The 14,187-nt window shown below is 69.6% G+C and carries 14 protein-coding genes; 8 read left to right on the plus strand and 6 right to left on the minus strand.

Going from position 1 to position 14,187, the window contains the following annotated elements; all coding sequences use genetic code 11:
- Positions 1–44 precede the first annotated feature (44 nt).
- Positions 45–581 (plus strand): GcrA family cell cycle regulator, encoded by a 537-nt coding sequence (locus tag MCBMB27_RS13730; protein ID WP_043346762.1) that lies wholly within the window; start codon positions 45–47, stop codon positions 579–581.
- A 12-nt stretch (positions 582–593) separates the two neighbouring features.
- Here MCBMB27_RS13730 and MCBMB27_RS13735 read toward each other — a convergent pair whose 3' ends face one another.
- Positions 594–1,484, minus strand: a complete 891-nt coding sequence (locus tag MCBMB27_RS13735; protein WP_075380692.1) for a TAXI family TRAP transporter solute-binding subunit — start codon at positions 1,482–1,484, stop codon at positions 594–596.
- Between the two features lie 338 nt (positions 1,485–1,822).
- Here MCBMB27_RS13735 and cysK point away from each other — a divergent pair, with 338 nt between their 5' ends.
- The 5 genes from cysK (at position 1,823) to MCBMB27_RS30240 (ending at position 4,339) form a co-directional block, all read left to right on the plus strand.
- The gene (gene cysK / locus MCBMB27_RS13740) at positions 1,823–2,797 is read left to right on the plus strand and encodes a cysteine synthase A (RefSeq protein WP_075380693.1); all 975 of its coding nucleotides are present in this window, start codon (positions 1,823–1,825) and stop codon (positions 2,795–2,797) included.
- Between the two features lie 304 nt (positions 2,798–3,101).
- Positions 3,102–3,599 carry a hypothetical protein gene (locus MCBMB27_RS13745; protein WP_075380694.1) on the plus strand — a complete coding sequence of 166 codons (498 nt, stop codon included), beginning with the start codon at positions 3,102–3,104 and terminating at the stop codon, positions 3,597–3,599.
- A gap of 91 nt (positions 3,600–3,690) precedes the next feature.
- Positions 3,691–3,870 (plus strand): hypothetical protein, encoded by a 180-nt coding sequence (locus MCBMB27_RS13750; RefSeq protein ID WP_075380695.1) that lies wholly within the window; start codon positions 3,691–3,693, stop codon positions 3,868–3,870.
- Entirely contained in the window at positions 3,870–4,184 is a 315-nt protein-coding gene (locus MCBMB27_RS13755; RefSeq protein ID WP_075380696.1) for a hypothetical protein, read from the plus strand. The genes MCBMB27_RS13750 and MCBMB27_RS13755 overlap by 1 nt, the downstream gene beginning before the upstream one ends.
- Positions 4,181–4,339, plus strand: coding sequence for a hypothetical protein (locus MCBMB27_RS30240; RefSeq protein WP_164706369.1), 159 nt, complete (start codon positions 4,181–4,183; stop codon positions 4,337–4,339). The genes MCBMB27_RS13755 and MCBMB27_RS30240 overlap by 4 nt, the downstream gene beginning before the upstream one ends.
- A 422-nt stretch (positions 4,340–4,761) precedes the next feature.
- On the opposite strand, the gene typA is transcribed toward MCBMB27_RS30240, so the two are convergent.
- Positions 4,762–6,585: a translational GTPase TypA gene (gene typA / locus MCBMB27_RS13765; protein ID WP_043346753.1), complete on the minus strand. Its 1,824-nt coding sequence runs from the start codon at positions 6,583–6,585 to the stop codon at positions 4,762–4,764.
- A 429-nt stretch (positions 6,586–7,014) separates the two neighbouring features.
- Between typA and MCBMB27_RS13770 the strand changes: the two genes are divergently transcribed.
- Together MCBMB27_RS13770 and MCBMB27_RS13775 are read left to right on the plus strand one after the other, a co-directional pair.
- The gene (locus MCBMB27_RS13770; RefSeq protein WP_043382920.1) at positions 7,015–9,663 is read left to right on the plus strand and encodes an ABC transporter transmembrane domain-containing protein; all 2,649 of its coding nucleotides are present in this window, start codon (positions 7,015–7,017) and stop codon (positions 9,661–9,663) included.
- Positions 9,664–9,740: 77 nt separating this feature from the next.
- On the plus strand, positions 9,741–11,177 hold the full coding sequence (locus tag MCBMB27_RS13775; RefSeq protein WP_051976078.1) for a cytochrome P450: 1,437 nt from the start codon (positions 9,741–9,743) through the stop codon (positions 11,175–11,177).
- On the opposite strand, the gene MCBMB27_RS13780 is transcribed toward MCBMB27_RS13775, so the two are convergent.
- The 4 genes from MCBMB27_RS13780 to minC form a co-directional block, all read right to left on the minus strand.
- Entirely contained in the window at positions 11,167–12,051 is an 885-nt protein-coding gene (locus tag MCBMB27_RS13780; protein WP_075380697.1) for an alpha/beta fold hydrolase, read from the minus strand. The two genes, MCBMB27_RS13775 and MCBMB27_RS13780, sit on opposite strands and share 11 nt — an antisense overlap.
- A gap of 168 nt (positions 12,052–12,219) precedes the next feature.
- Complete coding sequence (minE, locus tag MCBMB27_RS13785; RefSeq protein WP_043346685.1) at positions 12,220–12,561, minus strand: cell division topological specificity factor MinE; 342 nt, start codon at positions 12,559–12,561, stop codon at positions 12,220–12,222.
- The gene (minD, locus tag MCBMB27_RS13790) at positions 12,558–13,373 is read right to left on the minus strand and encodes a septum site-determining protein MinD (protein WP_043346690.1); all 816 of its coding nucleotides are present in this window, start codon (positions 13,371–13,373) and stop codon (positions 12,558–12,560) included. The genes minE and minD overlap by 4 nt, the downstream gene beginning before the upstream one ends.
- Before the next feature lie 13 nt (positions 13,374–13,386).
- A complete protein-coding gene (minC, locus tag MCBMB27_RS13795; protein ID WP_043382925.1) occupies positions 13,387–14,115 on the minus strand; it encodes a septum site-determining protein MinC in 729 nt (242 codons plus the stop codon).
- Between the last annotated feature and the right edge of the window lie 72 nt (positions 14,116–14,187).

The raw sequence follows: 14,187 nt of genomic DNA on the forward strand, positions 1-14,187 counted from the left end.
GCCTCGCTTTCGGGAACGCAGCCGAGCCGCAGGGGGCGGAGGGGATGATGGAACCGGTTCTCGGCTGGACGGATGATCGCGTGGCGCTGCTGCGCCGGTTGTGGGAAGATGGGCAGAGCGCCAGCAAGATCGCGGCGCAGCTCGGCGGCGTCACCCGCAATGCGGTGATCGGCAAGGTCCATCGCCTCGGTCTGGCCGGGCGTGCCCGGGGTGGCGAGGAGGCTCCCGCCGCCGCGCCGCCGTCGAAGACCGTCGAGATCGAGACCGCCATCGCGGTGGTCGAGACACAGGCGCCCGAGCCGGTGGCGATCCTCGCCCATCGTCCGGCCCCCGAATTTCCCGCGCCCGCGCCCGTGCCGGCTCCGGAGCCAGTGGCTCTGGCGGTCTCGCAACGCGTGACCATCATGGACCTGCGGGAATCGATGTGCCGCTGGCCGCTTGGCGATCCGACGACCCCGGAATTCCGGTTCTGCGGCGCCCGGTCGATCACCGGGCTGCCCTATTGCACCCACCACGCCGAGATCGCCTACCAGCCGGCAGCCGAGCGGAAACGCGACCGCCGCGTCGCCTCCTTCCGCTGAAGCCCGGCGGACTCAGCGCAGGCTCACGCCCGCTTCGCGGAGGAGGCGGGCGGTCCCGGGATTGATCCTCTCCGCCGGGACGAGGCCGACGAGGTTCTTCGGCTGGGCGGTGGCCAAATCCGTGCGCGCCAGCGCCGCCGCGACGCGATAGGCCGCGTCCTCGCGGAGGCCGGGCCGCGCGAGCACGAAGCTCCAGGATCCGACCGTCTCGATCGGGTCCGTCTGGCCGGCGAAACTGCCTGCCGGGACCGTCAGGCGCCGCGTCGCCGCGCCGGGCTTCGCGAGGCGCGCGATTCCCGACTCGGACGGTCCGAAAAAGCGGGCTCCGCCCGGATCGGCGGCCAGAGCATGGAAGCCTGGCCAGTCGAGGCCGCCGCCCCAGAGCGCGTCGGCGCGGCCCTCCCGCACCAGGGCCGGACCGTCGCCGGCCCGGTCGAGCAGCATCGGGCTGATGTCCCGCTCGGGATCGAGACCCGAGGCGCTGAGGGCGCTCCGGCCCATGACGGTAAGCCCCGAATTATGGGTGCCGAGCACGACCCTGCGCCCGCGCAGATCCGACACGGAGCGGATCGCACTGCCGGCCGGAACCACGAACAGGCCCGGCGTCGGGTACATCGGCGCCAGAACGGTCAGGTCGCCGCCTTCGGCGAGGGCCAGATAGGCGTACGCGCCCTGTACGAGGCCGAGATCGACCCGGCCGGTGCGGAGGAGGCCGACATTCTCGGCGGACCCGCCGGTGGCACGCCGCTCGATCGCCAAAGTCGGGTCGACGGCTGCGATGGCGTGGGCGAGCGTCTCGCCGAAGGCTGGAAAGCCGCCGCCCGGCGTCGCGGTGGCGAGCACGAGGCGGACCACCTCGCTCCCCCAGGTCGGCCGTGCCAGGATCACCCCGAAGCCAGCCAACAGAGCGACTCGACGAGTCGGCCCTCGGGGCCGTCCCAGCCTTCCCGATGCGGACGACGCGCCGATCCCGCCGGTCGTCTCGACGGGGTCTGGAGAACGAAATTCCATCAGGCTCGGACCAATCGATATAGACCTTCCATCCGGGGGCGAATGCCCTTGAAATAATGAAAAGAACTTTCGGTAAGGGCACTTAGCCCGATTGCTCCGGCCGCGGCAACGCGATATCGCAGCCTCCCGTCCGGAACCGGCCGGGCCGGCCTCGCGTGAGCGATCCCTTGGCGCGGCCCGTCCCGGACCCGAGATCTGTCAGATCCTTCAACACGCGCAGGAGTTCCCCGATGGCCGATACCATCAACGCACCGGCGAAGGTCGGCCACGGCCGGGTCTACGGCTCGATCACCGAGACGATCGGCAACACCCCGCTGGTGCGCCTCAACCGGCTGCCCAAGGAGCACGGGGTCGAGGCCGAGATCCTGCTCAAGCTCGAATTCTTCAACCCGATCGCCAGCGTCAAGGACCGCATCGGCGTCAACATGATCGACGCGCTGGAGGCCTCCGGCAAGCTCCAGCCTGGCGGCACGCTGGTCGAGCCGACCTCGGGCAACACCGGCATCGCCCTCGCCTTCACGGCCGCCGCCCGCGGCTACCGGCTCATCCTGGTGATGCCCGAGACCATGTCGCTGGAGCGGCGCAAGATGCTCGCCTTCCTGGGAGCGGAGCTGGCGCTCACCCCCGGCGCACAAGGCATGAAGGGCGCGATCGCGAAGGCCGAGGAACTCCTGAAGGAGATCCCGGGTGCCGTGATGCCGCAGCAATTCTCGAACCCCGCCAACCCCGAGATTCACCGGAAGACCACCGCCGAGGAGATCTGGAGCGACACCGGCGGCCAGCTCGACGCGTTCGTGGCCGGCGTCGGCACCGGCGGCACCGTGACGGGCGTCGGCGAGGTGCTGAAGCCGCGCCTGCCGAACCTGAAGGTCTTCGCCGTGGAGCCGGAGGATTCCCCGGTGATCTCCGGCGGCCAGCCCGGCCCGCACAAGATCCAGGGCATTGGCGCCGGCTTCATTCCGGACAACCTTCACACCGACATCCTCGACGGCGTCCTGAAGGTCACCAATCAGGCCGCCTTCGAGACCGCCCGGGCCCTCGCCCGCCTGGAAGGCATCCCCGGCGGCATCTCCACCGGCGGCAACGTCGCCGCGGCGCTGGAACTGGCCAAGCGGCCCGAATTCCAGGGCAAGCGCATCGTGACCGTCGCCTGCTCCTTCGCCGAGCGCTACATCTCGTCGGCCCTGTTCGACGGAATCGGTTAGGCGCTATCGGAGCGGCCCTCGGGCCGCTCCAACACGGGTGTCCCGGGAATCGCGCCGGCACCGTTCGGCGCGAGACATATACCCCACAGAGGCCGGACTTGGCGCACCGCCCGAATGGGACCACTACGCCAAGAGAAATCTCGAATATTAAATGTGATCTTTGGAAACTTCAGTTCCGTCTATTTTGCCTATAAACACTACAGATCAATTGATATAGTTCGCGCCGTTCCGAAAAGCGCCGCATCTAGATCCGGAAAAGCCTTTCCGGTAACGCCAGACCCGTCGATCGGGTGGCGATTCTCTGATGCGCGGTCTCCTTGTTCTTCTGCTCAGCCTCTGGGCTCAGGCCGCGCTGGCGCAGGGCTTCGCGCTGCACGACCTGACCGGGCTGGCCGAAGCTTCCAGAACCGCCCTCGGGCCGGAGGCCGCCGCGCAGGCCGCACCGCTTCATCTCGGCGTGAATTGTTCGTCCTGCAGGGGTGCGCCGACGATCGAGCTGCAGCTCGGGCGCCTGACCGACGGGACGGAAGAGCGGGTGCGCTCCGGCAGGACGTCCCTCGGCGCGCTCGAAACGCTCTGCGTCCGGCGGAACCCGGATTGCCGACTCTCGGTTCTGCCGGCTGGCCCGGCGATCGGCTGGCTGAGCGTCTACGCGCTGGAACGCGGTGCGGGCGCGACAGCCGTCATCCTCCGGGGTGGCGATCTGCTGACGATCGAGGCCCGCGCGGCGGATCGCGGGGCTGCCGAGGATTCCGTGCGCCGCCTGACTGAGGCCGTCCTGCCGCGGATCGTCGGCCCCTGACATCAGGGGACCGCCGGCGCTCGATCGCCTCGGCCCCCGCAACCCTCCTGCCCCGCCTCCGTTGTCCCTCGAAGAGGCAGCGAGGCGAGCCATGACAGAGCAGACCGGACAGACGTCGCGGGAAAGTCCTGAAGCCGACAAGGCCAGTGAGATCGGGACCCCGCGCGAGCAGCTTGGCCAGATGGAAGACAAGGCCAGGAGCGGCACCGACCTTGGCGAAGCCATCGACCGTGCCACCGCCGCCGTCGGTCAGGACGACGGGAAGCGCTGATGAGCCGAGCGACGAGCGAGTCCGAGACGGTCACCCGCAAGCCTGACGACGCGGTCGGGTCGCGCGGAACCCCGCCGGCCGGGGGTGGTCACCAAACACCCGAGCAGGCGGCGATCACCGACATGGGATCCGGTGGAACGCCACGGAGCGAGCCGAAGGAGGGCTGGGGTTCGACCGGCGAGCCCGGACGCGCGCCGCCCGCCATCGGCGGTTCTTCCGGCGGCCATTCGGACCAGAAAGCCTCGCGGGGCCCGGCCGCGGACACCAAAGTCGCGGCCGGCCATTCACGCGCCGAGCAGGAGACCCAGGAATGACCGAGCGCCGCGAGACCGATCCGCAGCCGGAGAAGCCGAAGAACGTTGCCCCCGACGCGGTGAAGGACCCGAATGAGAAGACCGAGGGCAAGCCCGGCCTGGGCACGCCCTCCGGAGGCACGCAGAACGACGAGACCGATCCCGGCGGCAGCTGACGCGACAGAGCCGCACCGCGACGCGGTGCGGCTGCTCGCGGCTCAGGAGAGGCGGAGAGGGATCGGTCCGGCCGCCAGCGGCACGTCGCCGGGGCGGCAGCCAGTCTCGAGGCAGGCGTAGCGGATCGCATCTTGACGGCTGCGGAAGATGCCTCCGGCACGCCCACCAGCCTCCACGGCCACCCAATGCCCCTCGCCGTCTTGACCGACGAGATAGGAGGGCGGCGCAGAAGCGGCAGGCGGGAGCGACGGGATTGGATTCAACGCGACGGACATCGGTGTCACGGGGTTCACGCGGGCCTCTCGGGTCCGCCGCACCGAGGTATTGTCCCCGGCATAAGGGTTCGATGGGCCCGAGATCAGCCGGACATAAGGGCTGCATCAGCAACCGGGCCTGAGCGCCCGGTTGCCGGTCGTTCAGCTCAGGCGGCGTTTTCCTTAGAGCGCTCCGCCCGCTTGCGGTCGTTCGGGTCGAGGATCGCCTTACGCAGGCGGATCGACTTCGGCGTCACCTCGACGAGTTCGTCGTCCTGGATCCAGGCCAGCGAGCGCTCCAGGGTCATACGGATCGGCGGGGTGAGGCGCACGGCCTCGTCCTTCGACGTGGTGCGGATGTTGGTGAGCTTCTTGCCCTTGAGCACGTTCACCTCGAGATCGTTCTCGCGGTTGTGCTCGCCGACGATCATGCCCTGGTAGACCTTCCAGCCCGGCTCGATCATCATCGGGCCGCGGTCCTCCAGATTCCACATGGCGTAGGCGACAGCCTCGCCCTGGTCGTTGGAGATCAGCACGCCGTTGCGCCGGCCCGGCATCTCGCCCTTGTAGGGCTCGTAGGCCTTGAACAGCCGGTTCATGATCGCGGTGCCGCGGGTGTCGGTGAGCAGCTCGCCCTGGTAGCCGATCAGGCCACGGGTCGGGGCGTGGAAGACGAGGCGCAGGCGATTGCCGCCCGACGGCCGCATCTCCAGCATCTCGGCCTTCCGCTCGGACATCTTCTGCACGACGACGCCGGAATGCTCCTCGTCGACGTCGATCACGACCTCCTCGATCGGCTCCAGGAGCCCGCCGGCCTCGTCGCGCTCGAACACGACGCGCGGCCGCGAGACGGCGATCTCGAAGCCCTCGCGGCGCATGGTCTCGATCAGGATCGAGAGCTGCAGCTCGCCGCGGCCCGAGACGTAGAACGAGTCCTTGTCGGCCGCCTCCTCGATCTTGAGCGTGACGTTGCCCTCGGCCTCCTTGAACAGGCGGTCGCGGATCATGCGGCTCGTGACCTTGTCGCCCTCGGTGCCCGCGAGCGGGCTGTCGTTGACGATGAACGACATCGTCACCGTCGGCGGGTCGATCGGCTGCGCCTGGATCGGGGTGTCGACCTGCGGGTCGCAGAAGGTATCGGCCACGGTGCCCTTCATGAGGCCGGCGATCGACACGATGTCGCCCGCCTCGCCCACGTCGATGGGCGCACGCTCTAGGCCGCGGAAGGCGAGGATCTTCGACACGCGGCCGGTCTCGACGACCTTGCCGGTGCGGTCGAGGACCTTGATCGACTGGTTCGGCTTCACCGAGCCCGAGGCGATCCGGCCGGTGATGATCCGGCCGAGGAACGGGTTGGCCTCCAGCAGGGTGCCGAGCATCCGGAACGGCCCATCCTCGGTCTTGGCCGGCGGCACGTGCTTCAGCACGAGGTCGAACAGCGGCTCGAGACCCACAGACGGGTCGGCCTCCGGGCTGTCGGCCATCCAGCCGTTACGGCCCGACCCGTAGAGGATCGGGAAGTCGAGCTGTTCGTCGGTGGCGTCGAGGGCCGCGAACAGGTCGAACACCTCGTTCACCACCTCGTTGATCCGGGCGTCCGGCCGGTCGACCTTGTTGATCGCCACGATCGGACGCAGGCCGATCTTGAGCGCCTTGCCGACCACGAACTTGGTCTGCGGCATCGGCCCTTCGGCCGCATCCACCAGCACGATCACGCCGTCGACCATCGACAGGATACGCTCGACCTCGCCGCCGAAATCGGCGTGGCCGGGGGTGTCGACGATATTGACGCGGGTGTCCTTCCAGACGACCGACGTCGCCTTGGCGAGGATCGTGATGCCACGCTCCTTCTCGAGGTCGTTCGAGTCCATCGCCCGCTCCTCGACCCGCTGATTCTCGCGGAAGGTGCCGGACTGAGCCAGCAGCTTGTCGACGAGCGTCGTCTTGCCGTGGTCGACGTGAGCGATGATGGCGATGTTGCGCAGATTCATGGCGGCCCGAAACGGGTTGTGCCGGCTCCCTGGCGGCCGCGCGGCGCGGCCGTCCGCGCCGGTTCAGGTACGGAGTCGTGGTGGTTGCGTCGCAATATAAGGACGCGCGCTCTTGAGCAAGGCCGCTGACGTCATGGGCGCACCGCGCGGGCCGGATTGCTGGGGGCGGCTCTCGACTGCGGCACCGGCGCCACGCCTGCGGCTGGGCCCGGCGCGAGCCGCCGTTGCAGGGCAGATCTGCATGCCCCCCGCATCGCAGGATACCCTATATGACGGCGCGATCACGCCGCGACCGGCGCGCCGCCGTCCGTATCGGGGTGTATTGGATGAAACCGGATCCCTCGGGTAGCGTATCGACCAGGGTCAAGCGTCCGACTGCGGCGATTCGGCCCTCGGGCCGCCAGGGCGGGCTTTCGTCGGAAGGACACGATGCGCGCGCTTGAGCCGCGGCTGTTCCCGTACATCTGGCGCTATTCGAAGGGCAATCAGCTCAGGATCTGCGCCGTCGTGCTGGCGTCGCTCCCGTTCTACTTCGCCTCCCTCGACCTGCCGAAGCGCATCGTCAACGACGCGATCACCGGCAAGGCCTACGCGCATGGCGAGGCGACCGCCCCATTCCTCGAACTCACCGTGGACTGGCCCGCGGCGCTCGGCGGCGGCACGACGCACCTGTTCGAGGGCTTCCAGCTCGACCGCTTCGAGCTGCTCCTGAGCCTGTCGAGCCTGTTCCTCGGCCTCGTCCTGATCAACGGCGCGTTCAAGTTCTGGATCAACCTGCAGAAGGGCATGCTCGGCGAGCGGATGCTGCGCCGCCTGCGCTTCCAGCTCTTCGCGCTGATGCTGCGCTTCTCGCCGGAGACGCAGCGGGAGGTGAAATCCTCCGAGACGGCGACGATCATTCGCGACGAGGTCGAGCCGATCGGCGCCTTCATCGGCGACGCCATCGTGGTGCCGGTGTTCCAGGGCTGCCAGGCCGCCACCGCGCTGGCCTTCATCATGATGCAGAACATCTGGCTCGGCATCGCGGCCGGCGGCATGGTCGCCGTGCAGATGATCGTGATTCCGCGGCTGCGACGGGAGATCATCCGCCTGAGCCGGCAGCGTCAGATCGCCTCCCGGGCCCTGGCCGGCCGCGTCGCCGAAGTGCTCGACGGGCTGCAGGCGGTGATGCTCAACGATACCGGCCGCTGGGAGCGGGCCGAGATCGGTGGACGGCTCTACGACCTCTACGACCTGCGGCTGAAAATCTACCGCCGCAAGTTCGCGGTAAAGTACCTTAACAACCTGCTCGCGCAGGTGACGCCGTTCCTGTTTTACGCGATCGGCGGGTACTTCGCCCTGAAGGGAGAGCTCGACATCGGCCAGCTCGTGGCGGTGCTCGCCGCCTATCGCGATCTGCCCCCGCCCCTCAAGGAGCTGATCGACTGGGATCAGCAGCGCCTCGACGTCGAGGTCAAGTACGAGACCGTGGCGGCCCATTTCGGCCCGCACCGCCTGCGACCGGTGGAGCGCGAAGCCGAGCTTCCGCCGCCACGCCTCGGCAGCCCGCTGCGTCTCGAAGGCCTATCCCTGCGCGATCCGCAGGGGGGCGCCCCGATCGAGGTCGGCGACGCCGAGATCCGCCTGCCGGGGCGGCTTGCCCTGGTGCCGGCCGGCCCGGTGGCGCAGGAATTTGCCCGGGTCCTGGCCGGGCTGCAGCTACCGCCCGGGGGCACGATCCGGATCGGCGATCACGACCTGTCCACCCTGCCGCGACGGGATCACGCGCACCGCATCGCGTATGCCGGCATCCAACCCGTGCTGTTCCCGGGAACGCTGCGCGACAATGTCCTGTACGGGCTGCGCGTCCAGCCGCTGCGCACGCACATCCTCGATCTCAGCAAGACGCGGATCAACGAGGCGGTGAAGACCGGCAATCCCTGCGACAGCGTCGACGATCCCTGGATCGATTTCGGACGCCTCGGGGTTCGCGACGCCCTGGATCTCGACGAGCGTCTGCTCGACCTGCTCGGCCGGCTCGACCTCGGCGACGATCTCTACAGGTTCGGGCTCGGCGCCCTCAGTTCGGTGGCCCACGACACGCCGGTGGGCCAGCGGATGATCGCGGCGCGGGAGCACCTACGGGAGCATTTCGCCCAGAAGGGCCTCGCCGACCTCGTGATCCCGTTCGCCCGGGGCCGCTACAACGATCAGGCGACCGTGGCGGAGAACCTGCTGTTCGGCGTCCCCCGGGATACGTCGCTGACGGATCCGCGCCGTCTCGCCGGCGTGCCCATGTTCCGCGAGGCGCTGGAGAAGGTGAAGCTCCTCGACGAACTCGACCGGATGGGCGTCGCCATCGCCAGCAACCTGAAGGACATTTTCGCCGACGTGCCGCCGGGCCACCCGCTGTTCCGGCGGTTCTCGCTGATCACCCCGGACGCGCTGCCGGATTACCTGCGCCGCCTCGGTCGCCTGCCCGCGGCGGGGCGCCTCAGCGAAGCCGACAGCGTGGCCTTCCTGGCGCTGGCCCTGGCCTATGTCGAGCCGCGGATGCGCTTCGGCCTCCTCAATCAACCGCTGACCAAGCGGATCGTCGGCGCACGGGGTGTCGTGCAGGGCTTCATGCACGGCGACGACGGATACGACGTCGAATCCTACGATCCGAACCGGATCAACCCGCGCAGCACCGTGCTGGACAACCTGTTGTTCGGCCGCATCGACACGGTGCGGATGCACGGCGAGACGCTGATCCAGCGGGAAGCCCGCGCGGTGTTCCGGGAATTCGACCTGGAGCGGCCGATCCAGCGGCGCGGCCTCGAGAAGGAGGTCGGAAATCGCGGGCAGCTCCTGCCGGAGCGGGTCCGGGTGCGAATTGGCCTCGCCCGGGCGATCCTGCGCGAGCCGGAGATCCTCGTGGTCGACCGGGTGGACGAGCATCTGGAGCGCGGCGTCGGGACGCTGCTCGACGTGACGGAGGCCACCCTGCCCCGGGCCAGCCTGGTGGCCAGCCTCTCGACGGACTCGGATCCGGCCCGCTTCCCCGCGCGATTGGCGCTCGGAAGTGCCGAAACGCGCCTGCGGACGGCCGCGGAATGACGTAGGCGTGACCGGTCCGCGCGGCGTGCGGGCGGCGGTTTACAGGCTTGCCCGTCTTCGGCACAGGATGGCGCCACATGCCCATACTTTCGGACGCGAGCGCGAGACCGGACCGGACGACCCCGAGCCTTGCCGGCCTGCCGCGCGTGGTGCCGCCGCACCGTGCGCCACCGGAGCGGGAGCTGCCGCTCGCCGCCTACCTGCGCTCGATTCGCGACAACGCGCTGGAGGGGTTCCCCCGGCGCGCCTTCGAGGAGCCGGTCACCCGCCGTGGGCTTCTCGGACGGTCGAGCTTCGTCCTGAGCGACCCGGAGGCGATCCGCCGGGTTCTGGTCGAGAATCAGGCGAACTACGCCCGCACCACCGGAACGACCCGCATCCTGCGCCCGATCCTCGGCGACGGACTGCTGATCAGCGAGGGTTCGGCCTGGCGGCACCAGCGCCGGACCCTTGCGCCCGCCTTCACGCCACGGGCCATCGACGGGCTGGTGCCCCATATCGACGCCGCCGTGGCGGACGGGATGGATCGGATCGCCGCCGAGGCTGCGACGGGGCCGGTCGATCTGTTCACGTCGTTCTACAGGCTCGCCCTCGAGATCGCCGGGCGCGCCATGTTCTCGGTGGGCATGGACGAGCACGGCGCGGAGCTGCGCCGGTTCATCGCCGAATATGCCGAGCGGATGGGCCGGCCGCATCTCCTCGACATCGTGATCCCCCCGGGCTGGCCGGTGCCCCTCGACTGGTCCCGCGCGCGGTTCCGCCGCCGCTGGATCCCGTTCCTCGACCGGATCATTGCGGCGCGCCGGGACGCCGAGCGGGACAGGCCGCACGCGGGCGACCTCCTCGACCTGCTCGCGGCGGCGCGCAATCCCGATACGGGGGCTGCCTTCACCGCCGACGAATTGCGCGACCAGGTCGCCACCATGATCCTGGCCGGCCACGAGACCACGGCCGGTACGCTGTTCTGGGCGGCCTACCTGCTGGCCCTTGCCCCGGAGATGCAGGAGCGGGTCGCCGCTGAGGCGCGCAGCGCCGACCTGACCGATCCCACCGGCTGCCAGAGCGACGGTCGCCTGCCGCTCACCCGCGCTGTGATCGACGAGACGCTGCGGCTGTATCCGGCGGCGTTCGTGGTCGTCCGGCGGGCGCTCGGTCCCGATTCGGTTGCCGGGCATGCGGTGAAGGCGAGCGACATCGTCATGGTCAGCCCCTGGGTGCTCCATCGGCACCGGACGCTGTGGTCGGATCCGGACGCGTTCGATCCGGGCCGCTTCCTGCCGGGCGCCCCCGCGCCGCGGCGCTTCGCCTACCTGCCCTTCGGAGCAGGCCCCCGGGTCTGCATCGGCGCGCAGTTCGCCCTGAGCGAGGCCGTCCTGTCCCTGGCGCGTCTGCTGGCGCGATTCCGGCTCGTGCTCGACGAGCGCGAACCGGTCCTGCCCCAGGCGGTGGTGACGACGCAGCCGGACCGGCCGGCGCGATTCCGTCTGATCCCCCGGGATCCGGTCAGCCCTTGATCCCGGTGATCGTCGCCGAGATCGCCCGGGGATCGCGCATCGGCCAGCGGCCGCTCTCCACCTGCGCCAGGAATTCGTCGAGGAGTCGGTTGTAGGCATCCGGCTCCTCGACGGAGAGGGCGTGGCCGGTATTGGGCAGGATCGCGAGGGCCGCCGACGGGATCACCTGCTTCAGCATGAGGCTCGGGGCGAGGCAGGGCCAGTCCTCGTCGCCGGCGACGATCAGGGTCGGAACGGTCATGCGGCGCAAGGCGTCCGTGAGATCGTAGAGCGACGGGCGGCCCTTCTGCACGCCGGCCTGGGTGTTGGCCGAGCCGAGGGCCGAGTGCTCTGCGAGCATCCGCTTGAATTCGGCATGTCCGCGCGGATCCTTGGCCTCGAACTGCACCCGCGTCGGCCCGACGGCGTAGCGCTCGGCGAAAGCGGCCATGCCGTCGCGACGCAGCATCGCCGCGGTGGCGTCGGCCTCGGCGCGGAACATCGCCTGCCGCTCGGGTTCGGCGCCGTAGCCACAGCCGCCGAGACAGAGCGACAGCGCGCGGTCGGGATGCCGGAGGCCGAAATGCAAAGTTGCGAAGGCGCCCATCGAGATGCCGGCGACATGGGCCTTCGGCGCGCCGAGATGGTCGAGGATGGCCAGGATGTCGTCGGCGGCTCGCGCCTGCGAGTAGGCGGAGACGGCCTCCGGGACGTCGGAAGGCGGGTAGCCGCGGGCGTTGAACGCGATCGCGTGGTAGCGCCTTCCGAAATGGCGCAGTTGCGCCTCGTAGCTGCGATGGTCGCCGGCGAATTCATGCACGAAGATCAGCGGCGTACCCCGACCGCTCTCCTCGTAGTGGAGCCGGATCCCGTCATCCGTCGCGGCGCTCGGCATGGCTACCCTTTCACCAATCTCCCCCGAGATTTGCGACATGGTGCGACGGCGCGCCCGGTCGAGAGCCGAGGCCGCGGATCGACAGGGGACCGGCACGACGAAGCCGCACCCGGCGGGCCGGGCGCGGCTTGCGGTCTACCGTGCCGGCGGGGATGGTCCCCGCCCGGCTCAAGCGGCCTTCTTGGAGGAGGCCGGCTTGGCCGACCCCTTGTTGGCCGCGACCTCGGCGAGCTTGGCCGCCAGCTTGGCGTCGAGCTTGGCCGAGGCACCGAGCGGAAGCTCGATGTCGAGGCCGAGGGTCGAGACGCCCTCGCCGCGCTCCAGGGTGACCTTCACCTTGTCGGGCTCGACCGCGACATGGTTGGCGATCACCGCCAGGATCTCCTCCCGGAGCTGGATCACGAGGTCGGGGCGACCCGACTCCGCGCGCTCGTGGGCGAGGATCAGCTGCAGGCGGTCGCGGGCGACCGCGCCGGAGCTGCGCTTCTGGAACAGTCCGAGGATGCTCACGCCGCCCTCCGCATGAACAGCTTGTCGAGGAAGGACTTGCGCTCGACCGGCAGGCTCATCGGAACGGTCTCGCCCTTGAGCCGGCGGGCCGCATCGGCATAGGCCCGCGCCGGGGCGCAGAGCGGGTTGTTGAGGGTCACCGGGCAGCCGAGGTTCGAGGCGCGCAGCACCTCCTGGCTCTCCGGGATGATCGCGAGCAGCGGGATCGACAGGATGTCGAGCACGTCCTCGGTCTTGAGCATGTCGCCGCGGTCGGCCCGCATCGGGTCGTAGCGGGTGAGGATCAGGTGCTTCTCCATGTCCTCGCCCTTCTCCGCCTTGGCGGTCTTGGAATCGAGGAGGCCGATGATCCGGTCGGAGTCGCGCACCGAGGAGACCTCGGGGTTGGTCACGACCACCGCCACGTCGGCGTGGTGCATGGCGAGCTGGGCGCCGCGCTCGATGCCGGCCGGGGAGTCGCAGATGACCCAGTCGAACTTGTCGCGCAGCTCGTCCATCACCCGGGCGACGCCCGCGTCGGTGAGCGCGTCCTTGTCGCGGGTCTGGGAGGCCGGCAGCAGGTGCAGGGTCTCCAGCCGCTTGTCCTTGATGAGCGCCTGCGGGAGCTTGGCGTCGCCGTTGACCACGTTGATGAGGTCGTAGACGACCCGGCGCTCGGCGCCCATGACGAGGTCGAGGTTGCGCAGGCCGACGTCGAAGTCGACGACGCACACGCTCTGCCCGCCCTGGGCGAGGGCCGCTCCGAGGGCTGCGGTCGTCGTCGTCTTGCCGACGCCGCCCTTGCCCGATGTGACGACGAGAACCTTTGCCACGCGTCGATCTCCCTTAATCTAGGCTTGCCATTCGGATGTTGCCGCCATCGAGCCAGACCTGGGCGGCCTTGCCGCGCAGGGCCGTGCCCATGTCCTCCGCCGTCCGCACGAGGCGGTCGATCCCCAGCAACTCGGGTTCGAATTTGCGGCAGTAGATTCGTGCGCGCGGGTTGCGCGCGGCTCCGGCGATCGCGCGACCGCGCAGGGCGCCGTAGACGTGGATGGAACCACCGGCCAGGATCTCGGCCCCCGAGGAGACCGAACCCATCACGGTCACGTCGCCGGTGGGATTGATGACGCTCTGGCCGGAGCGGACCGAGCCCTCGACGGTGATCGAGGTGACCACCTGCGGCTCCGGCTCGGCCGGGACGCTCGGGATCTCGACCTTCTCGGACGGGTGTCCCTTGACGAGAAGCGGCGGCAGGCCGTCCAGGACCGTGTCGGCGCCCTCGATGCCCAGGACCGCGATGCCGCGGGCCTTGAGTTCGTTCATTAACATTTCGAGGGCGTCCGGCTCGGGCTTGAGCTGGGCGCAATCCAGGATGACGGCCCGGCCTTTCAGCAGGGTCGGCGAGCGCTTGAGCGCCGCGTCGAGGCCCGCGAGCCACTCGGGAAGCGGCGGCTCGGGGGAGAGGGCCAGGGCCTTGAAGGCCCGTCCGCGCAGGCTGAGCGGCCGGGGCGCGGAAGGAGCCGCCGCGGGGGCGGTCTCCGGATCGATCGGCTCGGGGTGGGTCTCGCTCATGTCCGCCCGTTAAGAGTCCTTACCGGACCATTGACGGCGGGTATGGTTACCGAAGGGTTAAGTTTCTGATCC

This window comes from Methylobacterium phyllosphaerae (genome assembly GCF_001936175.1).
In the GTDB taxonomy this organism is placed as follows: domain Bacteria; phylum Pseudomonadota; class Alphaproteobacteria; order Rhizobiales; family Beijerinckiaceae; genus Methylobacterium; species Methylobacterium fujisawaense.